Genomic DNA, 20,389 nt, shown 5'->3' with positions numbered 1-20,389 from the left:
CCTCCCTTCATTAACTGACTTATTATTTATCTAAAGTTTCACCGGATTTTTTTGCGACACGCACTTTTTTGCCGTCAACTACTTTGTAGCCTACGCGAGTAGGTTCATTAGATTTAGGATCTAACAGCATGACGTTTGAAGCGTGAATAGGTGCCTCTTGGCTAATAATTCCGCCTTGCGGATTTACTTGTGAAGGCTTCGCGTGTTTTTTCACGATGTTGATTCCTTCAACAAGCACACGGTCTTTTTTAGGGAAAGCAGCGAGTACAATGCCAGTCTTTCCTTTGTCTTTGCCCGTGATGACCATTACTTTATCGCCTTTTTTTACATTCATTTTATCGCACCTCCTTGAATGGCCAAGTTGATAACATTGCACTTTATTAAATTACCTCTGGAGCAAGAGAAACGATTTTCATAAAATTGTTGTCGCGTAATTCGCGTGCAACTGGTCCGAAGATACGAGTTCCGCGTGGTCCCTTATCATCTTTAATGATGACACAAGCGTTTTCGTCGAAACGGATATAAGATCCATCGTTACGACGAACTCCGCGTTTAGTACGAACAACTACAGCTTTAACGACATCACCTTTTTTGACAACGCCACCTGGTGTTGCTTGTTTGACTGTGCAGACGATTACGTCTCCAATGTTCGCAGTTTTACGGCCAGAGCCACCAAGAACTTTGATCGTTAAAACTTCACGCGCACCTGAGTTGTCAGCTACTTTCAAACGAGATTCTTGTTGGATCATTTATGTTACCTCCCTTCGGATGAGCATCTATCCGAACAATTATAGATTAAATAATAACTGCTTTTTCAACGACTTCAACAAGACGGAAGCGTTTCGTAGCAGAAAGCGGGCGAGTTTCCATAATGCGAACTACATCGCCGATTTTTGCTTCATTCAACTCATCATGAGCTTTGAATTTTTTAGAGTACTTAACGCGTTTGCCGTAAAGTGAGTGCTTCTTGTAAGTTTCAACTAGAACGGTTACCGTCTTATCCATTTTGTCAGATACAACGCGTCCAGTATAAACTTTGCGCTGGTTACGTTCACTCATTGTGTGCAAACCTCCTCTCTATTATCGATTGTTAACATCGATCTCTCTTTGACGTACAACTGTTTTCATACGAGCGATCGCTTTGCGTACTTCACGAATACGAGCAGTGTTTTCAAGCTGTCCAGTTGCTAATTGGAAGCGAAGGTTGAAAAGCTCTTCTTTTAAAGACTTTACTTTTTGTTCAATTTCGGCAGTGGTTAGTTCACGAATTTCATTAGCCTTCATTTGATTCACCACCAATTTCTTCTCGTTTTACAACCTTACATTTAATAGGAAGTTTGTGAGCAGCAAGACGAAGGGCTTCACGAGCAACCTCTTCCGGCACGCCAGCGACCTCAAACATGATCTTTCCTGGTTTAACTACAGCCACCCATCCTTCAGGAGCACCTTTACCGGAACCCATACGTACTTCTAGAGGTTTAGCTGTGTAAGGCTTATGCGGGAAAATTTTAATCCATACTTTACCGCCACGTTTCATGTAACGAGTCATAGCAATACGTGCTGCCTCGATTTGACGGTTGGTGATCCAAGAAGCTTCAACTGCTTGTAAACCGTATTCACCGAATGCTACTTGAGTGCCGCCTTTTGCTTGACCGCGCATTTTTCCGCGGTGTACACGACGATATTTAACGCGTTTAGGCAATAACATGATTATTTTCCTCCTTCCTCAGACTTCTTCTTTGCAGGAAGGACTTCTCCACGGTAAATCCATACTTTTACACCAAGCTTACCGTAAGTGGTGTCTGCTTCAACATGTGCATAGTCGATGTCTGCACGAAGCGTATGAAGTGGAACTGTTCCTTCACTATAGTGTTCAGCGCGGGCGATATCTGCTCCACCAAGACGGCCAGAAACCATTGTTTTGACACCTTTCGCACCTGCGCGAATTGTGCGCTGAATCGCTTGTTTTTGCGCGCGGCGGAAAGATACACGATTTTCCAATTGACGGGCAATGTTTTCTGCTACTAGCTTAGCGTCTAGGTCCGCTCTTTTGACTTCAACGATGTTAATATGAACTCGCTTGTTTGTTAATTGGTTTAAAGATTTGCGAAGTGCTTCTACCTCTGAACCACCTTTACCGATAACCATACCAGGCTTCGCTGTATGAACAGTAATATTGATTCGATTAGCAGCACGTTCAATTTCAACACGAGATACTGAAGCGTCTTTTAAACGTTCTTCGATATACCCGCGCACTTTAAGGTCTTCATGTAAAAGATCTGCATAATCTTTTTCAGCGTACCATTTTGAATCCCAGTCACGAATAATACCTACACGTAAACCATGAGGATGTACTTTTTGACCCACGAATTATCCCTCCTTCTTTTCTGATACCACAACTGTGATGTGGCTTGTGCGTTTATTAATTTGGCTTGCGCGTCCCATTGCACGCGGACGGAAACGTTTTAATGTCGGACCTTCATTAACGAATGCTTGCTTAATCACAAGGTTGTTAACGTCCATGTCATAGTTGTGCTCTGCGTTGGCAACGGCAGATTTTAATAGTTTTTCAATGATTGGAGATGCAGCTTTCGGCGTATGGCGCAAGATAGCTACAGCTTCTCCCACTTGCTTACCTCGAATCAAGTCAATGACTAAACGTGCCTTACGAGGAGCAATACGAACTGTTCTAACGACAGCTTTTGCTTCCATTAGGATACCCTCCCCTCATTAGCGTTTGGTTTTCTTATCGTCACTTGCGTGACCTTTGTACGTACGAGTTGGCGCGAACTCACCTAGTTTGTGCCCAACCATATCTTCTGTCACATATACAGGGACATGCTTGCGGCCATCATAGACAGCAATAGTGTGTCCGATGAACGCTGGGAAGATTGTTGAACGGCGAGACCAAGTTTTCACAACTTGCTTTTTATCTGTTTCATTTAGTTTTTCGATCTTTTTGTATAGATGATCATCAACAAAAGGTCCTTTTTTTAAGCTGCGGCCCATTTGAGTACCTCCCTTCGTAATTGATCTACGGTTCGAATAAAGAACCGTAGTGCAATCACGTTATTTTTTGCGACGGCGAACGATAAACTTGTCGCTTTTGTTTGTTTTCTTACGAGTTTTGTAACCAAGGGTTGGTTTGCCCCAAGGAGAAACTGGTGATTTACGTCCGATTGGTGTACGTCCTTCACCACCACCGTGTGGATGGTCATTAGGGTTCATTACAGATCCGCGAACGGTAGGCTTCTTGCCTAACCAGCGAGAACGGCCTGCTTTACCAATGTTGATTAGTTCATGTTGCTCGTTGCCGACTTGACCGATTGACGCACGGCAAGTTGCAAGAACCATGCGAACTTCACCAGATGCTAAGCGTACAAGAACGTATTTACCTTCTTTACCTAACACTTGTGCAGAAACGCCAGCTGAACGGACTAGCTGTCCACCCTTTCCTGGTTTCAACTCGATGTTGTGAATAACTGTACCTACAGGAATGTTCACTAAAGGAAGTGCATTTCCTACTTTAATGTCGGCATCTGGTCCAGACATTACTTCCATTCCAACTTTAAGGTTTTTCGGTGCTAAGATATAGCGTTTTTCACCATCTGCATAGTTGATCAATGCGATGTTTGCAGAGCGGTTTGGATCATACTCGATTGTGGCAACGCGTCCTGGTATACCATCTTTATCGCGTTTGAAGTCGATGATACGGTATTGACGCTTATGGCCGCCACCGTGATGACGAACAGTAATTTTACCGTGGTTGTTACGGCCGCCTTTCTTCTTAAGAGGCGCAAGCAATGATTTTTCCGGAGTGCTTGTTGTGATTTCTGCAAAATCAGAAACCGTCATGCCGCGACGACCATTTGTGGTTGGTTTATACTTTTTAATCGCCATGCTGTTTCCCTCCTCTTCTAATAATTTTTAATTAAACTTCAAATAGTTCGATTTCTTTGCTGTCCTGAGTTAATGTAACAACCGCTTTACGGCGCTTGTTTGTATAACCTGCATAACGACCCATACGTTTGAACTTACCTTTGTAGTTCATGATGTTGACTTTAGCTACTTTCACACCAAAGATTTCTTCCACTGCATCTTTAACTTGTGTTTTGTTCGCTCTCACATCAACTTCAAATGTATATTTTTTATCAACCATAATTTCAGTTGAATGTTCAGTAATAACGGGGCGCTTAATCACATCGCGTGCATCCATTATGCAAGCACCTCCTCTACTTTTTCAACAGCTGCTTTCGTCATGATTAACTTCTCATGACCCACTAAGTCTAAAACATTCATGCCGTTTGCTTCTATTACTGTTACACCAGGGATGTTACGAGCTGATAAAGCAACGTTTTCGTTTAGAGTTTCTGTTACGATTAATGCTTTGCTGTCTACAGAAAGGTTCTTAAGTACGTTAGCAAATTCTTTTGTCTTAGGAGCATCCATAGATAATGCCTCTAATACAACGATGTTTTGCTCTGCTACTTTTGAAGAAAGTGCTGATTTAATTGCTAGACGGCGTACTTTCTTCGGTAATTTATAGCTGTAGCTGCGCGGAACTGGTCCGAACACAGTACCGCCGCCGCGCCATTGCGGAGAACGGATAGACCCTTGGCGTGCGCGTCCTGTACCTTTCTGACGCCACGGTTTGCGTCCACCGCCGCTTACTTCAGCGCGCGTCTTTACTTTATGTGTTCCTTGACGCAAAGAAGCTCTTTGCATCATAACCGCTTCAAATACGGCATGTTCATTTGGTTCGATACCAAATACGGCATCATTAAGTTCGATTTCGCCAACTTGAGAACCGCTTTGGTTTAATACTGTAACTTTTGGCATTCTTGTTTCCTCCTTTCCTGAATAATTCTATTGATCCGCTTTTACAGCGCTTTGAATTTTCACAAGTGATTTTTTAGGTCCAGGAACATTTCCCTTTACTAAGATAACATTGCGTTCTGCATCCACTTTAATGACTTGCAGATTTTGAATTGTGATCTGTTCTCCGCCCATGCGTCCAGGAAGCAATTTGTTCTTGAATACACGGTTAGGAGCGACAGGACCCATTGAACCAGGGCGGCGATGGTAACGTGAACCGTGAGACATTGGTCCGCGGCCTTGCCCGTGGCGCTTGATGGCACCTTGGAAGCCTTTACCTTTCGATACTCCTGTTACATCAACGATATCTCCTTCTGCGAAAATATCTACTTTGACCTCTTGACCAACTTCTACTTCTGAATCGAAGTTACGGAACTCACGAATGAAGCGCTTAGGTGCTGTGTTCGCTTTGGCAACGTGTCCTTTAGCTGGTTTGTTCGCAAGCTTTTCGCGCTTGTCGTCAAAGCCTAGCTGAACCGCTTCGTAGCCGTCGTTTTCGATTGTTTTCTTTTGCAGTACAACGTTTGGTGCCGCTTCAATTAATGTTACGGGGATTAAATCGCCGTTTTCAGCAAACACTTGAGTCATACCGATTTTTCTTCCTAAGATTCCTTTGGTCATGAGTCACACCTCCTGAGTTTAAATTGTTTTATCTTAATTATAGTTTAATTTCAATGTCAACGCCTGATGGCAAGTCTAAACGCATTAATGAATCAACCGTTTGAGGTGTTGGATTCACAATGTCAATTAAACGTTTATGTGTGCGCATTTCAAATTGCTCACGAGAATCTTTGTACTTATGAACAGCACGCAAGATTGTGTAAACAGATTTTTCTGTTGGCAACGGGATCGGACCCGATACACTAGCACCAGAACGTTTTGCTGTTTCAACAATCTTTTCTGCTGATTGATCTAGAATTCTGTGGTCATACGCCTTTAAACGGATGCGAATTTTTTGTTTTGCCATTATTTTCCCTCCTTTATCGCCTATTTGATAATAGACATTCTCCGCGGAAATATCCTGACGACACTCGCCATGGCAAAGCGGCCGGGTGTGTCAGCAACCTTCCACATCATCGCTGTCAAAAACCAACATTGTATATTATACACGGATTACTGTGCATTTGCAACTGTTTTTCTTGCTTCTTACTTCCGTGCACTTTTCCTATTATACATAGGTTCAAGTTGCATTTCAACAACAGAAATGCAACTTGCTATAATCTGCAGCAGCGAATAGCTGGCAATAAAAAAAGCAGGCGGGCAAACCCACCTGCTTTTATAAAACATTTATTATTTTTCGATTGAAGTTACAACGCCTGAACCAACTGTGCGTCCGCCTTCACGAATAGAGAAGCGAGTTCCTTCTTCGATCGCGATTGGAGAAATTAGTTCAACTTTCATTTCTACGTTGTCCCCAGGCATAACCATTTCTACACCTTCAGGAAGGTTAACTACGCCTGTTACATCCGTTGTACGGAAATAGAATTGAGGACGATAGTTAGAGAAGAATGGAGTGTGACGTCCACCCTCTTCTTTTGATAGAACGTAAACTTCCGCATTGAACTTAGTGTGAGGTGTGATAGATCCTGGCTTAGCAAGAACTTGACCACGCTGTACATCTTCACGGGAAATACCGCGAAGAAGAGCACCGATGTTGTCACCAGCTTCTGCATAGTCAAGAAGCTTACGGAACATTTCAACGCCCGTTACAGTTGTTTTCTTAGCTTCGTCAGCTAGACCGATGATTTCTACTTCATCACCGACTTTAACTTGACCGCGCTCAACGCGTCCAGTTGCAACTGTACCGCGTCCAGTGATTGAGAACACGTCCTCAACAGGCATCATGAATGGCTTGTCAGTGTCACGTTCTGGAGTTGGAACGTATTTGTCAACAGCGTCCATAAGTTCAATGATTTTGTCTTCCCACTCAGCTTCGCCTTCAAGAGCTTTAAGAGCAGAACCTTTGATGACTGGTACATCGTCGCCAGGGAAGTCGTATTCAGAAAGCAGGTCACGAACTTCCATTTCAACTAGTTCAAGAAGTTCTTCATCGTCTACCATGTCGCATTTGTTTAAGAATACAACTAGGTATGGCACACCAACGTTGCGAGAAAGAAGGATGTGCTCACGAGTTTGTGGCATTGGGCCGTCAGCAGCGGATACTACTAGGATACCGCCGTCCATTTGCGCCGCACCAGTGATCATGTTTTTAACGTAGTCAGCATGTCCTGGGCAGTCAACGTGCGCATAGTGACGAGTTTCTGTTTCATACTCAACGTGAGATGTATTGATTGTGATACCGCGCTCGCGCTCTTCTGGAGCGTTGTCGATTTGATCGTAACCGCGCGCTTCACTTCCGCCTCGTTTAGCAAGAACAGTTGTGATCGCTGCTGTTAAAGTTGTTTTACCATGGTCAACGTGACCGATTGTACCGATATTCGCATGTGTTTTGGAACGGTCGAATTTTTCCTTAGCCATTAGGAAATCCTCCTTTGAGTTATAAAAGTTAGTTAAGTATATATATGGGCTTCGAAGACAGAGCGGTGTCCGCCTTCGAAGATACCAAAGCTTACAATAGTATTTATACTTTATTAGAAAGTATAAATCAATTATTCGCCTTTATTTTTTTTGACAATTTCATCTGCAATTGCCTTTGGCACCTCTTCATAATGGTCGAAGTGCATGGAGTATGTTCCGCGTCCTTGCGTGTTGGAACGCAATGTAGTTGCATAACCAAACATTTCAGAAAGTGGAACAAACGCTTTTACTACTTGGGCATTACCGCGAGCTTCCATTCCTTCCACGCGTCCGCGGCGAGAAGTAATGTCACCCATGATGTCTCCAAGATATTCATCTGGAATCACAACTTCTACTTTCATCATTGGTTCAAGCAGAACTGGGTTACATTTGGATGCTGCGTTTTTCAACGCCATGGAAGCAGCGATTTTAAACGCCATTTCACTGGAGTCTACATCATGGTAAGAACCATCGTATAGTTTCGCTTTGATGTCTACCATTGGGTAACCAGCCAGGATACCATTTTGCATCGCATCTTCAAGACCTGCTTGAACAGCTGGGATATATTCACGAGGAACAACCCCGCCGACGATTGCGTTTTCGAATTCGAAACCGGCTCCTTCTTCGTTAGGAGAGAATTCGATCCAAACGTGACCGTATTGTCCGCGACCACCAGATTGGCGGGCAAATTTTCCTTCAACTTGAGCAGATGAACGGAAAGTTTCGCGGTAAGCAACCTGAGGAGCACCAACATTTGCTTCTACTTTGAACTCGCGACGCATACGGTCAACGATGATATCTAAGTGAAGCTCACCCATACCGGAAATGATAACTTGTCCAGTTTCCTGGTTAGTTTCCGCACGGAATGTTGGATCCTCTTCTTGAAGTTTTTGAAGCGCTGTTGACATTTTTGCCTGATCTGCTTTTGACTTCGGCTCAACGGATAATGAAATAACCGGTTCAGGGAATTCCATTGATTCAAGGATTACGAGATCCTTTTCATCACAAAGCGTGTCACCTGTTGTTGTATCCTTCAGACCAACAGCTGCCGCGATATCTCCGGCATACACTTCAGAGATCTCTTGACGAGAGTTAGCGTGCATTTGCAGGATACGGCCTACACGTTCACGTTTGCCTTTCGTTGAGTTTTGCACGTATGAACCGGAATGAAGAACTCCGGAGTATACGCGGAAGAATGTTAGCTTACCGACATAAGGGTCTGTCATTACCTTGAAGGCAAGCGCTGAGAATGGCGCATCATCAGTTGAAGGGCGAGAAATCTCTTCATCTCCATCCGGACGAGTACCCTTAATTGCCGGCACGTCAGTTGGCGCCGGAAGATAGTCGATCACAGCATCCAGCATTAATTGGACACCTTTGTTTTTAAAGGCTGTACCGCATAATACCGGGAAGAATTCAACATTCAAAGTGCCTTTGCGGATTGCGGCTTTAATTTCTTCATTTGTAAGCTCTTCTCCGCCAAGGTATTTTTCCATTAATTCTTCATCGATCTCAGCCACTGCTTCAATTAACTTCTCACGATATTCCTCAGCCTGTTCTTGATACTCAGCAGGGATATCTGCCACTTCAATCTCAGTTCCAAGGTCATTGCCGTAGAAGGTAGCTTTCATTTCGATTAAGTCGATAATGCCGCGGAATTCATCCTCTGCACCAATTGGCAATTGAATCGGATGAGCGTTCGCCATTAAGCGATTATGAAGAGTGCCTACTGAATAAAGGAAGTCGGCACCGATTTTATCCATTTTGTTGACGAATACGATACGAGGAACCCCGTAAGTAGTAGCTTGGCGCCAAACTGTTTCAGTTTGAGGCTCAACGCCTGATTGCGCATCAAGCACTGTTACCGCACCATCAAGCACGCGAAGTGAACGCTCAACTTCAACTGTGAAGTCTACGTGTCCAGGTGTGTCGATGATGTTGACGCGATGATTCTTCCATTGAGCGGTTGTGGCAGCGGATGTGATTGTAATACCGCGCTCTTGCTCTTGCTCCATCCAGTCCATTTGAGAAGCACCTTCGTGAGTCTCACCGATCTTATGGATGCGTCCTGTGTAATAAAGAATTCGCTCTGTAGTCGTCGTTTTACCGGCATCGATGTGAGCCATGATGCCGATATTACGAGTTTTTTCTAAGGAGAACTCTCTTCCCATGAATGTCTTTCTCCTTCCTTAATTAAGTTGATAGGATTTGAAAATTCTTACCAGCGGTAATGAGCAAATGCTTTGTTTGCTTCCGCCATTTTATGAGTGTCTTCACGTTTCTTAACAGACGCACCCGTGTTGTTAGCTGCATCAAGGATTTCCGCTGCAAGGCGCTCTTCCATTGTTTTCTCACCGCGAAGACGAGAATAGTTAACTAACCAGCGAAGTCCAAGTGTTGTGCGGCGTTCAGGGCGAACCTCTACAGGTACTTGGTAGTTAGCTCCACCTACACGGCGTGCTTTTACCTCTAATACTGGCATGATGTTTTTAATTGCTTGATCAAATACTTCCATTGGATCTTTGCCTGTGCGTTCACGGATAAGATCGAATGATGCGTAAAGAATAGCTTGTGCTTTACCTCTTTTACCGTCTACCATCATTTTGTTGATAAGACGTGTAACTAGCTTAGAGTTGTACATCGGATCTGGAAGTACGTCTCTTTTTGCTACAGGGCCTTTACGTGGCATGTGATTTCCTCCTTTCAAATGTTGCTTCATTCAAATAGATTATTTGTTCAATTAGTTTTTAGCTGGTTTCGGGCGTTTTGTTCCGTACTTAGAACGGCCTTGACGGCGAGTTTCAACACCGGCAGTATCAAGCGCTCCGCGCACGATATGATAACGCACCCCTGGTAAATCCTTTACCCGTCCGCCACGGATAAGAACAACGCTGTGCTCTTGAAGGTTGTGGCCGATACCAGGAATATAAGCTGTTACTTCGATACCGTTGCTTAAACGAACACGGGCGTACTTACGCAACGCTGAGTTCGGTTTTTTCGGTGTCATCGTACCAACACGAGTACATACTCCCCGCTTTTGCGGTGAGTTTACATCTGTTGCTGCTTTCTTAAAGCTGTTGTACCCTTTGTTAAGTGCTGGTGATTTAGAAGTAGTAGATTTTGATTTACGAGGTTTACGCACTAACTGGTTAATAGTAGGCATGTAAAGATCCTCCCTTCCTTTTTTCTTAAGCCCACACATCCAGGTGGCTCATTTAAAATTAAAAACAAAGTCTTTGCAGAAGGCTGCAAAAACATTATTCATTAATAATTGCAACAGCGGCCGCCTTGACATCAATCCCGCATGCTCTTCCAAGCTTATGCATGGAATCAACATAAGTAATCGGCACCATTTTATGCTCTGCAAGCTCCGCCACTACATTCATAATAGCCGGGTTTGCATCCTCAGCGACAATTACTTCACTGACTGTATTTCTTTCAAGAGCTTTCACTGTTTGTTTTGTTCCTATTCTCAGGCTTTTAGCCTTTGCTACTTTTTCATAAGACATCGAAATATCCTCCAAAGCAACAAGGTTCATAGGAGCACCTTGATTATATTATCACTCGCTTCTTCAAATGTCAACATTGAAAAAATATTATATCCGAGCCGGCTATTTACCGGCTCAGATATAAGAACGCTCCATTACTCAACCGTGACCGATTCTGCATCTGTCATCAAAATAGGTTCAGCTTTGCGGTAACGCTGCATACCTGTTCCAGCTGGAACAAGCTTACCGATGATCACATTTTCTTTCAAGCCGAGCAGCTCATCCCGCTTTCCTTTGATAGCGGCATCTGTAAGCACGCGCGTCGTTTCTTGGAATGAAGCCGCAGACAGGAATGAATCTGTTTCCAAAGATGCCTTTGTGATTCCGAGCAGAACAGGTCTTCCTGTTGCCGGTCTCCCGCCTTCAAGCAATGCTTTTTCATTAGCATCTCTGAACTGATGGATTTCAAGCAAGCTTCCCGGCAGCACATCCGTATCACCGGCATCGATGACGCGCACTTTGCGAAGCATTTGGCGGACCATTACTTCAATATGCTTATCGCCGATTTCAACCCCCTGCATCCGGTATACTTTTTGCACTTCACGCAGCAAGTATTTTTGGACGGAAGCCACATCTGTGATCTTCAAGTATTCTTTAGGATCGATCGAACCTTCCGTCAGCTCCTGTCCGCGAACGACCTTATCATTCACCGCGACTTTTAAGCGTGCCGTGTAAGGAACCGTATAAGTGCGGGTTTCCACGTCGCCCTGAAGCATAATTTCTTGCTGGCGGTCACGGCCTTCATTGATGGCTGTTACATGTCCGTCAATTTCAGAAATAACCGCCTGACCTTTCGGATTGCGGGCCTCAAACAGCTCTTGGATACGCGGTAAACCTTGCGTGATATCGTCTCCGGCTACCCCGCCTGTATGGAATGTACGCATTGTAAGCTGTGTACCTGGTTCCCCGATAGACTGAGCAGCAATAATCCCAACCGCTTCTCCCACTTCGACTTGCTGTCCTGTTGCCAGGTTGCGGCCATAGCACTTCTTGCAGACACCATGACGGGTGTTACATGTAAACGCTGAACGAATCCATACTTTCTCAATGCCTGCATCAACGATTTGTTTCGCTAAATCCTCGCTGATCATTTCATTTTCATTGATAAGCACTTCTCCTGTTTCAGGATGTTTAATTGTTTTTCTAGTGTAACGGCCTACAAGACGTTCTTCTAAAGGTTCGATAATTTCTGTGCCTTCTTTAATAGAGCCGATCAACAGACCGCGATCCGTGCCGCAATCTTCTTCACGGACAATAACATCCTGCGCGACATCAACAAGGCGTCGAGTCAAGTAACCTGAGTCAGCTGTTTTCAGCGCCGTATCGGCCAATCCTTTACGCGCTCCGTGAGTCGAAATAAAGTACTCCAATACTGTCAAACCTTCACGGAAGCTTGATTTAATCGGCAATTCAATAATGCGGCCGGCCGGGTTGGCCATCAAACCGCGCATACCAGCAAGCTGAGTGAAGTTAGAGGCGTTACCACGGGCTCCAGAGTCACTCATCATGAAGATCGGGTTGCGCTTATCAAGGGAAGCCATCAGCTTGCCTTGAATCGTATCCTTCGCCGCACTCCAGATAGAAATGACGCGTTCATACCGTTCTTCTTCCGTAATCAAACCGCGTCTGAACTGTTTCAGGACATTATCCACTTTTGTTTGGGCATCGTGAAGAATCTGTTCCTTCTCACCTAATACAACGATGTCAGCCACACCTACTGTAATACCGGCTTTTGTGGAGTATTTGAAGCCGAGGTCCTTCATGCGGTCAAGCATCTTGGAAGTCTCAGTAATCTTAAACCGTTTAAATACTTCAGCAATGATATTACCGAGAATTTTCTTCTTAAACGGCGCGACCAGCTCTTGCTTCTGAATATGCTCTTTCACATTGACTGTTGGATGAACAAAGTATTTCTCAGGTGTTTTGACTTCCAGATTTGTTCCGGTCGGTTCGTTGATGTAAGGGAATGAATCCGGAAGAATTTCGTTAAAGATCAATTTCCCTACAGTCGTGATAAGCAGCATCTTGTTCTGTTCTTCAGTGAATGTTTGATTGTTCAAGGATGAAGCTGCTACCGCGATACGCGTATGAAGATGAACATATCCATTTTGGTAAGCAGTTAGAGCTTCGTTTGTATCTTTAAAAATCATTCCTTCGCCAATAGCCCCTTCTCGCTCAAGGGTTAAATAATAGTTACCTAAAACCATGTCTTGGGAAGGTGTTACAACCGGCTTGCCATCCTTAGGATTCAAGATGTTTTGAGCGGCCAGCATAAGCATGCGCGCCTCGGCCTGCGCTTCAGCTGACAGCGGCACATGGACGGCCATTTGGTCCCCGTCAAAGTCCGCGTTGTAAGCGGTACATACAAGAGGATGCAGGCGGATCGCACGCCCTTCAACCAGCGTCGGCTCAAATGCTTGAATTCCTAAGCGGTGAAGTGTCGGTGCCCGGTTAAGAAGAACAGGGTGCTCTTTAATGACTTCTTCAAGCACATCCCACACTTCAGGCTGCACGCGCTCTATTTTGCGCTTAGCGCTTTTGATATTGTGAGCTAAGCCTTTTTCTACAAGCTCTTTCATCACAAATGGCTTAAATAACTCTAGCGCCATTTCCTTTGGCAGACCGCATTGATACATCTTTAAGTTAGGGCCTACGACGATAACGGAACGTCCAGAGTAATCCACCCGTTTACCTAATAGATTTTGGCGGAATCGTCCTTGTTTTCCTTTCAGCATATGAGAAAGGGATTTAAGTGGACGGTTGCCGGGACCAGTGACAGGACGACCGCGGCGGCCGTTGTCAATTAAGGCGTCTACCGCTTCTTGAAGCATACGCTTTTCATTTTGAACGATAATGCTTGGCGCACCAAGATCCAGCAGGCGCTTTAAGCGGTTGTTGCGGTTGATGACCCGGCGATACAAGTCGTTCAAATCAGAGGTAGCAAAGCGTCCTCCATCCAGTTGAACCATCGGCCGCAGCTCCGGAGGGATGACCGGCAGCACATCAAGAATCATCCAGTCTGGTTTATTGCCGGAATGGCGGAATGCTTCTATAACCTCCAGGCGCTTAATCGCACGCGTGCGGCGCTGGCCTTGAGCGCTCTTCAGTTCTTCTTTAAGGGAATCAACTTCTTTTTCAAGGTCAATGTCTTGAAGAAGCTTTTTGATGGCTTCCGCCCCCATGGAAGCTTGGAATTTGTTGCCGTACTTTTCTCGATAAGCCCGATATTCCTTTTCGGAAAGCAGCTGTTTTTTCTCTAAAGCTGTTTCACCCGCATCCGTTACCACGTAGGATGCAAAGTAAATAACCTCTTCAAGGGAACGGGGAGACATATCCAGCACAAGTCCCATGCGGCTTGGAATACCTTTAAAATACCAAATGTGGGAGACTGGAGCGGCCAGCTCAATGTGGCCCATTCGTTCCCGGCGAACTTTCGCCTTTGTGACCTCCACACCGCAGCGGTCACAGACTACGCCTTTATAGCGAACTCTTTTGTACTTTCCGCAATGACATTCCCAGTCCTTGGTCGGTCCGAAAATGCGTTCGCAAAACAAGCCGTCTTTTTCAGGTTTTAGTGTACGATAGTTGATCGTTTCTGGTTTTTTTACCTCACCATAAGACCAAGATCGAATTTTATCGGGTGATGCCAAACCGATTTTCATGTATTCGAAATTATTTACATCTAGCAAGGGGCCTACCTCCCTTTCAGTCTACAGGTTTTACCCAATTTGCTTAATTGCTGTTTAGTCACGATTGCCGGAGAAGCCGCAATGGCCTTCTCCGGCCTTATTCATTAGTCCGTTGAACTTACCTTTTCAGTTTCTTTTTTGTCATCAGGGGCAATATTTAACGTATCCGCCTGCTGAAGATCTTCTTCATCCTCTAAATCGCGCATTTCGATTTCTTGGTCATCGCCGGACATGATCTTCACATCCATTCCCAAGCTTTGAAGCTCTTTAATCAGCACTTTAAACGATTCCGGAACACCCGGCTCCGGCACGTTCTCTCCTTTGACAATCGCTTCATATGTTTTCACGCGGCCGACAATATCATCCGATTTCACTGTCAGAATTTCTTGAAGTGTATAAGCAGCTCCATATGCTTCAAGCGCCCAAACCTCCATCTCTCCAAAACGCTGTCCGCCAAATTGGGCTTTACCGCCAAGCGGCTGCTGGGTAACAAGCGAGTATGGACCGGTTGAACGGGCATGCAGCTTATCATCAACCATGTGAGCTAGTTTGATCATATACATAATTCCGACAGACACACGATTATCGAAAGGTTCTCCGCTGCGGCCATCGTAAAGAACGGTTTTGGCGTCGCGCGACATTCCGGATTCTTCGATGGTTTCCCATACGTCGTCCTCTGTCGCACCGTCAAATACTGGGGTAGCGACATGAATGCCGAGGTAGCGTGCGGCCATTCCAAGGTGGAGCTCCAGCACCTGACCAATATTCATACGAGATGGTACCCCAAGCGGGTTCAACATGATATCAATCGGTCTGCCATCCGGCAAGTAAGGCATATCCTCTTCAGGCAGGATGCGGGAAATAACCCCTTTGTTTCCGTGCCGTCCGGCCATTTTATCGCCTTCAGAAATCTTACGTTTCTGAACGATGTACACACGAACCAGCTGGTTCACACCTGGCGGCAACTCATCGCCGTCCTCCCGGTTAAATACCTTTACATCAAGAACGATTCCGCCTCCGCCATGCGGAACGCGAAGGGAAGTATCGCGCACTTCGCGGGCTTTTTCACCGAAAATCGCATGCAATAGCCGCTCTTCTGCGGTAAGCTCTGTCACACCTTTAGGCGTAACTTTCCCCACGAGCAGATCCCCGTCTTTTACTTCCGCACCGATGCGGATAATACCGCGTTCATCTAAGTTTCGGAGCGCATCTTCACCGACATTCGGAATATCGTGGGTAATTTCTTCAGGACCAAGCTTCGTATCTCTGGACTCTGATTCATATTCTTCAATATGGATGGAAGTGTAGACGTCATCTTTAACGAGCCGCTCGCTCATGATGATGGCATCCTCATAGTTGTAGCCATCCCATGTCATAAAGCCGACCATTACGTTTCGTCCAAGAGCCAGCTCCCCTTTATCCATCGAAGGGCCATCGGCAAGAATCTCTCCTTTGACCACACGATCTCCTACGCTTACGATCGGACGCTGGTTATAGCATGTTCCTTGGTTGGAACGAATAAACTTCAATAAGCGATACTTGTCGAGATCGCCTTTCACTTCTTGGCCATCAATCTCCTGCACGCGGCGAACCCAAATTTCTTTCGCTTCCACGTGCTCGACTATCCCTTCATGCTTGCAGATGACAGCTGCTCCGGAGTCTTTCCCGGACACATATTCCATTCCCGTTCCTACAATAGGCGCTTCCGGCTGCATTAACGGCACAGCCTGACGCTGCATGTTGGCTCCCATAAGAGCGCGGTTGGAGTCATCGTTTTCTAAGAAAGGAATACAAGCGGTTGCCGCAGATACTACTTGTTTTGGCGATACATCCATGTAGTCCACGCGCTCGCGTTTGACAACCGTGTTCTCACCGCGGAAGCGGGCAACTACTTCTTCTTCAAGGAATGAGCCGTCTTCTGCAAGCGGCACGTTCGCTTGGGCCACAACGTAATTATCCTCTTCATCAGCCGTTAAGTAATCAATCCGGTCTGTTACTTTTCCCGTTTCCGGATCGACCCGGCGGTAAGGAGTTTCAATAAAGCCAAATTTATTCACTTTCGCATAAGATGAAAGTGAGTTAATTAAACCGATGTTTGGTCCCTCAGGCGTTTCAATCGGACACATGCGGCCGTAGTGAGAATAGTGAACATCCCGCACTTCAAAGCCGGCGCGTTCGCGCGTTAAACCACCAGGTCCTAAAGCAGACAGACGGCGTTTATGCGTCAATTCTGCCAGAGGGTTGGTTTGGTCCATAAACTGAGAAAGCTGTGAGCTTCCAAAGAACTCCTTGATCGAAGCAATAACCGGGCGAATATTAATTAATTGCTGAGGTGTGATCGTGTTCGCATCTTGAATAGACATTCTTTCGCGAACGACCCGTTCCATTCTGGATAATCCGATACGGAATTGGTTTTGAAGCAACTCACCTACCGAACGAAGGCGGCGGTTACCTAAATGATCAATATCATCTGTGTTTCCGACTCCATAAAGAAGATTGAAGAAGTAGCCGATGGAAGCGATGATATCGGCAGGCGTAATATGCTTGACATCATGCTCAGGGAACCCGTTCCCAATGATGTTAATCACTTTTCCATCTTCGCTATCCGGTGCGTATACTTTAATGGATTGAACGACAATATCTTCTTCAACCACGCCGCCGGATTGACGGAAGGTTTTAAACCCTGTGCCCTTTTCTAGATAAGGAATGATCTTATCTAGTGCGCGGCGGTCAAGAACCGTTCCTTCTTCCGCGATAATTTCACCTGTTTCCGGATCTGCCAGCGTTTCCGCTAAACGTTGGCCGAATAGGCGGTTTTTCGTGTGAAGTTTTTTATTGATTTTGTAGCGTCCAACGTTTGCAAGGTCATATCGCTTCGGATCAAAGAAACGAGAGATCAGCAAGCTTTTGGCATTTTCAACCGTTGGCGGTTCACCTGGACGAAGCCGCTCATATATTTCAATCAGCGCTTTTTCCGTGTTTTCCGTGTTGTCTTTTTCAAGCGTGTTGCGAATATATTCATTATCGCCGATTAAATCGATGATTTCTTGATCAGAGCCAAACCCTAAAGCGCGCAGCAATACTGTGATTGGCAACTTACGCGTGCGGTCAATACGGACATATACAATATCCTTTGCATCTGTCTCATATTCGAGCCAAGCACCGCGGTTTGGAATCACTGTAGCAGTAAAGCCTTTCTTCCCGTTCTTGTCGAATTTTTCGCTGTAATACACACTCGGAGAGCGGACTAACTGGGAAACGATTACGCGTTCTGCTCCATTGATAATGAATGTTCCTGTTTCGGTCATAAGCGGAAAGTCGCCCATGAACACTTCTTGGTCTTTCACTTCACCAGTCTCTTTATTTAAAAGACGGACCTTAACTCGAAGCGGCGCTGAATAAGTGACATCGCGCTCTTTAGACTCATCGACCGGATACTTCGGGTCTGCAAGACTATAATCGATAAATTCCAGTGCAAGATTACCAGTGAAATCTTCAATCGGAGAAATGTCTTGGAACATCTCTCTTAAGCCCTCATCAAGAAACCATTGATAGGAGGATGTTTGGATTTCAATCAAATTTGGTAATTCTAAAACTTCGCTAATGCGTGCATAACTTCTGCGTTGGCGGTGTCGTCCATACTGAACTAGTTGACCTGTCAACTGATTCACCCCTCAAATCAAGCGTTTTAGTTGCCTATATACATCTTATAGCAGACAGCCAGTCTATTCTATAAGACAAAAAGAAAAAGGGTTTTTCAAAGAAAACCTCATTTTTTTCACATAATGGAATATTATTTTATCATTGTTCCCATGCACCAAAAAAATATACATACAAAAGCTTTTTTGGAAAAATGAGCACAAATATTATATTGGCATTTTATAATAATAGCATAGAGCTATTGTGCAGTCAATGCCTTTTCCGCTTTAAGAATATAATATCCTTTGGAGCGCTCAACCGTCTCTGTTTCACCAAACAACTGCTCCAGCTCTTTAATAGCCGACGGAGCCCCTTGTTTCTTTTGGATGACAACCCAAAGCTGACCGCCACTAGCTAGTTTTTGAAAACTTTGATGAAATATATCCAAAACGATCTTCTTCCCCGCACGGATAGGCGGGTTGGTTAAAATAGCGGCAAAGCCCTTTTCAGTGACTTGCTCCAGCCGGTCACTTTCGTAAATTAAGACATTTTCAATCTTATTTAACCCTGCATTCTCTTTTGATAATTCAAGCGCCCGGCGGTTCACATCGACCATGTGAACAAGACGCTCCGAAGATTGGGCGGCTACCGACAAACCAATCGGACCGTATCCGCAGCCAACGTCCAAAATCGGCCCCGGTATCTCCGGCATCTGAAAGCTTTCAATCAGCAAGCGCGAACCAAAATCGACTTCTTTTTTAGAAAAAACGCCACTATCCGTTTTAAAGCGGAAAAGCTTGTTTCTCAGACGGTATTCCCAATACATCGGATTGCTTTCGCTTTCCGGAGTTTGCGAGTAATAATGGTTTGGCACGCCGATCCCTCCATTTACTTTGCCTAAAAGCTTTCACCAAACAAAAACAAAAGCCCGCTGGAACCAGCGGGCTTTTGTTGTCCCATACACTTAATTACTTAACTTCTACGCCAGCGCCAACTTCTTCAAGTTTAGCTTTAAGTTCTTCAGCTTCTTCTTTAGAAACGCCTTCTTTAAGTGGTTTTGGAGTGTTGTCAACCACTTCTTTTGCTTCTTTAAGTCCAAGACCTGTGATTTCACGAACCACTTTAATAACTTTGATTTTTTGGCCGCCTGCTTCAGTAAGCACTACGTCAAATTCAGTTTTCTCAGCTGCAGCATCTCCGCCAGCAGCTCCGCCAGCTACAGCTACAGGAGCAGCAGCAGTTACACCAAACTCTTCTTCAATTGCTTTTACTAGGTCATTTAGTTCAAGAACGGACATTTCTTTAATCGCATCAATGATTTGCTCTTTAGTCATTATATATTTCCTCCTTAATTTTTCATGCTTAAATATGTTTCGTTCAGGCACAGGCTGAATGAATCAGCTTACGCGCCTTGTTCTTCCTTTTGATCGGCAACAGCTTTTGCAGCCAGCGCGAAGTTGCGCATAGGAGCCTGCAGCACGCTGAGTAGCATAGAAAGCAAACCTTCGCGGGATGGAAGTTCAGCAAGAGCTTTGACTTCTTCCACAGATACAAGATTTCCTTCCAGAACACCCGCTTTAATTTCTAAAGCTTCATGTTCTTTTGCGAAATTGTTAAGGATTTTCGCTGGCGCAATCACATCTTCATTACTGAATGCAATCGCGTTCGGCCCTGTAAGAAATTCATTTAAGTCTGAAACCTCTGCGATTTCAGCGGCACGGCGAGTCAATGTGTTTTTGAATACTTTGAACTCAACACCCGCTTCACGAAGCTGCTTACGAAGCTCAGTCACTTCGCCTACTGTTAAACCGCGGTAGTCCACTACCACTGTAGAGGCACTGTTTTTCAACTTATCAGCGATGTCATTCACGATCTGTTGCTTTTGTTCGATTACACTGTTCATTTTTTACACCTCCTGTAGATTTCTCCGAAAAACGATATTTCTTTGCTTTCTCATTCATACCATTTAAAGCAAGTAAAAACCCCCGCTCTTTGCAGACGCGGGGGTACGAAAAGCACGGCGAGATGCCGCACTCTATATATTCGTATTACCTCGGCGGGAAATTAAGCTTTTCAGCCCCTGCTGTCTACGGTATAAATGTTTTATTCATTTGCAACAAA

At 44.9% G+C, this 20,389-nt stretch carries 23 protein-coding genes and 1 other annotated feature; all 23 genes read right to left on the bottom strand.

Going from position 1 to position 20,389, the window contains the following annotated elements; translation table 11 throughout:
- Window positions 1-22: 22 nt before the first annotated feature.
- Window positions 23-334, bottom strand: a complete 312-nt coding sequence (gene rplX, locus CEF20_RS15925; protein ID WP_100332800.1) for a 50S ribosomal protein L24 — start codon at window positions 332-334, stop codon at window positions 23-25.
- Window positions 335-380: 46 nt separating this feature from the next.
- Window positions 381-749 carry a 50S ribosomal protein L14 gene (gene rplN, locus CEF20_RS15920; RefSeq protein WP_100332799.1) on the bottom strand — a complete coding sequence of 123 codons (369 nt, stop codon included), beginning with the start codon at window positions 747-749 and terminating at the stop codon, window positions 381-383.
- Between the two features lie 46 nt (window positions 750-795).
- A complete protein-coding gene (gene rpsQ, locus CEF20_RS15915; protein ID WP_041101764.1) occupies window positions 796-1,059 on the bottom strand; it encodes a 30S ribosomal protein S17 in 264 nt (87 codons plus the stop codon).
- A gap of 21 nt (window positions 1,060-1,080) precedes the next feature.
- The gene (gene rpmC, locus CEF20_RS15910) at window positions 1,081-1,284 is read right to left on the bottom strand and encodes a 50S ribosomal protein L29 (protein ID WP_100332798.1); all 204 of its coding nucleotides are present in this window, start codon (window positions 1,282-1,284) and stop codon (window positions 1,081-1,083) included.
- On the bottom strand, window positions 1,274-1,708 hold the full coding sequence (gene rplP / locus CEF20_RS15905; protein ID WP_100332797.1) for a 50S ribosomal protein L16: 435 nt from the start codon (window positions 1,706-1,708) through the stop codon (window positions 1,274-1,276). Before rplP ends, rpmC begins: the two co-directional genes overlap by 11 nt.
- Before the next feature lie 2 nt (window positions 1,709-1,710).
- Window positions 1,711-2,367, bottom strand: a complete 657-nt coding sequence (rpsC, locus tag CEF20_RS15900) for a 30S ribosomal protein S3 (protein WP_100332796.1) — start codon at window positions 2,365-2,367, stop codon at window positions 1,711-1,713.
- A 3-nt stretch (window positions 2,368-2,370) separates the two neighbouring features.
- Window positions 2,371-2,712: a 50S ribosomal protein L22 gene (gene rplV, locus CEF20_RS15895; RefSeq protein WP_100332795.1), complete on the bottom strand. Its 342-nt coding sequence runs from the start codon at window positions 2,710-2,712 to the stop codon at window positions 2,371-2,373.
- 18 nt (window positions 2,713-2,730) lie between these two features.
- Window positions 2,731-3,009: a 30S ribosomal protein S19 gene (gene rpsS, locus CEF20_RS15890; RefSeq protein WP_100332794.1), complete on the bottom strand. Its 279-nt coding sequence runs from the start codon at window positions 3,007-3,009 to the stop codon at window positions 2,731-2,733.
- A 60-nt stretch (window positions 3,010-3,069) separates the two neighbouring features.
- Window positions 3,070-3,900, bottom strand: coding sequence for a 50S ribosomal protein L2 (rplB, locus tag CEF20_RS15885; protein WP_100332793.1), 831 nt, complete (start codon window positions 3,898-3,900; stop codon window positions 3,070-3,072).
- A 31-nt stretch (window positions 3,901-3,931) separates the two neighbouring features.
- Window positions 3,932-4,219, bottom strand: coding sequence for a 50S ribosomal protein L23 (rplW, locus tag CEF20_RS15880; RefSeq protein WP_198508560.1), 288 nt, complete (start codon window positions 4,217-4,219; stop codon window positions 3,932-3,934).
- A complete protein-coding gene (gene rplD / locus CEF20_RS15875) occupies window positions 4,216-4,839 on the bottom strand; it encodes a 50S ribosomal protein L4 (RefSeq protein ID WP_100332791.1) in 624 nt (207 codons plus the stop codon). Before rplD ends, rplW begins: the two co-directional genes overlap by 4 nt.
- 27 nt (window positions 4,840-4,866) lie before the next feature.
- A complete protein-coding gene (gene rplC, locus CEF20_RS15870; protein WP_100332790.1) occupies window positions 4,867-5,496 on the bottom strand; it encodes a 50S ribosomal protein L3 in 630 nt (209 codons plus the stop codon).
- 37 nt (window positions 5,497-5,533) lie between these two features.
- A complete protein-coding gene (rpsJ, locus tag CEF20_RS15865) occupies window positions 5,534-5,842 on the bottom strand; it encodes a 30S ribosomal protein S10 (RefSeq protein ID WP_025729837.1) in 309 nt (102 codons plus the stop codon).
- Window positions 5,843-6,165: 323 nt separating this feature from the next.
- A complete protein-coding gene (tuf, locus tag CEF20_RS15860) occupies window positions 6,166-7,353 on the bottom strand; it encodes an elongation factor Tu (RefSeq protein ID WP_100332789.1) in 1,188 nt (395 codons plus the stop codon).
- 131 nt (window positions 7,354-7,484) lie between these two features.
- On the bottom strand, window positions 7,485-9,563 hold the full coding sequence (fusA, locus tag CEF20_RS15855; RefSeq protein ID WP_100332788.1) for an elongation factor G: 2,079 nt from the start codon (window positions 9,561-9,563) through the stop codon (window positions 7,485-7,487).
- A 47-nt stretch (window positions 9,564-9,610) separates the two neighbouring features.
- Window positions 9,611-10,081, bottom strand: coding sequence for a 30S ribosomal protein S7 (rpsG, locus tag CEF20_RS15850; RefSeq protein ID WP_100332787.1), 471 nt, complete (start codon window positions 10,079-10,081; stop codon window positions 9,611-9,613).
- A 51-nt stretch (window positions 10,082-10,132) separates the two neighbouring features.
- On the bottom strand, window positions 10,133-10,555 hold the full coding sequence (rpsL, locus tag CEF20_RS15845; RefSeq protein WP_100332786.1) for a 30S ribosomal protein S12: 423 nt from the start codon (window positions 10,553-10,555) through the stop codon (window positions 10,133-10,135).
- 94 nt (window positions 10,556-10,649) lie between these two features.
- The gene (locus tag CEF20_RS15840) at window positions 10,650-10,901 is read right to left on the bottom strand and encodes a 50S ribosomal protein L7ae-like protein (RefSeq protein ID WP_100332785.1); all 252 of its coding nucleotides are present in this window, start codon (window positions 10,899-10,901) and stop codon (window positions 10,650-10,652) included.
- 134 nt (window positions 10,902-11,035) lie between these two features.
- Window positions 11,036-14,629, bottom strand: a complete 3,594-nt coding sequence (rpoC, locus tag CEF20_RS15835; RefSeq protein ID WP_100332784.1) for a DNA-directed RNA polymerase subunit beta' — start codon at window positions 14,627-14,629, stop codon at window positions 11,036-11,038.
- Window positions 14,630-14,733: 104 nt separating this feature from the next.
- Entirely contained in the window at window positions 14,734-18,291 is a 3,558-nt protein-coding gene (gene rpoB / locus CEF20_RS15830; protein WP_100332783.1) for a DNA-directed RNA polymerase subunit beta, read from the bottom strand.
- A 236-nt stretch (window positions 18,292-18,527) separates the two neighbouring features.
- Entirely contained in the window at window positions 18,528-19,142 is a 615-nt protein-coding gene (locus tag CEF20_RS15825) for a class I SAM-dependent methyltransferase (protein ID WP_100332782.1), read from the bottom strand.
- Window positions 19,143-19,236: 94 nt separating this feature from the next.
- Window positions 19,237-19,602 (bottom strand): 50S ribosomal protein L7/L12, encoded by a 366-nt coding sequence (rplL, locus tag CEF20_RS15820; protein ID WP_100332781.1) that lies wholly within the window; start codon window positions 19,600-19,602, stop codon window positions 19,237-19,239.
- 68 nt (window positions 19,603-19,670) lie between these two features.
- Window positions 19,671-20,171 carry a 50S ribosomal protein L10 gene (rplJ, locus tag CEF20_RS15815; protein WP_100332780.1) on the bottom strand — a complete coding sequence of 167 codons (501 nt, stop codon included), beginning with the start codon at window positions 20,169-20,171 and terminating at the stop codon, window positions 19,671-19,673.
- 63 nt (window positions 20,172-20,234) lie between these two features.
- Window positions 20,235-20,379 (bottom strand) — a sequence feature (ribosomal protein L10 leader region).
- Between the last annotated feature and the right edge of the window lie 10 nt (window positions 20,380-20,389).

The organism is Bacillus xiapuensis, assembly GCF_002797355.1.
Lineage (GTDB): Bacteria > Bacillota > Bacilli > Bacillales > Domibacillaceae > Bacillus_CE > Bacillus_CE xiapuensis.
The sequence above is the reverse complement of the archived record's forward strand: the minus strand, read 5'-3'. Positions and strand labels throughout refer to the sequence as shown.

Excerpts from the sequence above, each read along its gene's own strand:
- fusA (WP_100332788.1), bottom strand. The coding sequence starts at position 9,563 with ATGGGAAGAGAGTTCTCCTTAGAAAAAACTCGTAATATCGGCATCATG.
- rplD (WP_100332791.1), bottom strand. The coding sequence starts at position 4,839 with ATGCCAAAAGTTACAGTATTAAACCAAAGCGGTTCTCAAGTTGGCGAA.
- rpmC (WP_100332798.1), bottom strand. The coding sequence starts at position 1,284 with ATGAAGGCTAATGAAATTCGTGAACTAACCACTGCCGAAATTGAACAA.
- tuf (WP_100332789.1), bottom strand. The coding sequence starts at position 7,353 with ATGGCTAAGGAAAAATTCGACCGTTCCAAAACACATGCGAATATCGGT.
- rpsJ (WP_025729837.1), bottom strand. The coding sequence starts at position 5,842 with ATGGCAAAACAAAAAATTCGCATCCGTTTAAAGGCGTATGACCACAGA.
- rplV (WP_100332795.1), bottom strand. The coding sequence starts at position 2,712 with ATGGAAGCAAAAGCTGTCGTTAGAACAGTTCGTATTGCTCCTCGTAAG.
- rpsG (WP_100332787.1), bottom strand. The coding sequence starts at position 10,081 with ATGCCACGTAAAGGCCCTGTAGCAAAAAGAGACGTACTTCCAGATCCG.
- rplJ (WP_100332780.1), bottom strand. The coding sequence starts at position 20,171 with ATGAACAGTGTAATCGAACAAAAGCAACAGATCGTGAATGACATCGCT.
- rplN (WP_100332799.1), bottom strand. The coding sequence starts at position 749 with ATGATCCAACAAGAATCTCGTTTGAAAGTAGCTGACAACTCAGGTGCG.
- CEF20_RS15840 (WP_100332785.1), bottom strand. The coding sequence starts at position 10,901 with ATGTCTTATGAAAAAGTAGCAAAGGCTAAAAGCCTGAGAATAGGAACA.
- rpsQ (WP_041101764.1), bottom strand. The coding sequence starts at position 1,059 with ATGAGTGAACGTAACCAGCGCAAAGTTTATACTGGACGCGTTGTATCT.
- rplC (WP_100332790.1), bottom strand. The coding sequence starts at position 5,496 with ATGACCAAAGGAATCTTAGGAAGAAAAATCGGTATGACTCAAGTGTTT.
- rplX (WP_100332800.1), bottom strand. The coding sequence starts at position 334 with ATGAATGTAAAAAAAGGCGATAAAGTAATGGTCATCACGGGCAAAGAC.
- rpsS (WP_100332794.1), bottom strand. The coding sequence starts at position 3,009 with ATGGGCCGCAGCTTAAAAAAAGGACCTTTTGTTGATGATCATCTATAC.
- rplP (WP_100332797.1), bottom strand. The coding sequence starts at position 1,708 with ATGTTATTGCCTAAACGCGTTAAATATCGTCGTGTACACCGCGGAAAA.
- rpsL (WP_100332786.1), bottom strand. The coding sequence starts at position 10,555 with ATGCCTACTATTAACCAGTTAGTGCGTAAACCTCGTAAATCAAAATCT.
- rplB (WP_100332793.1), bottom strand. The coding sequence starts at position 3,900 with ATGGCGATTAAAAAGTATAAACCAACCACAAATGGTCGTCGCGGCATG.
- rplL (WP_100332781.1), bottom strand. The coding sequence starts at position 19,602 with ATGACTAAAGAGCAAATCATTGATGCGATTAAAGAAATGTCCGTTCTT.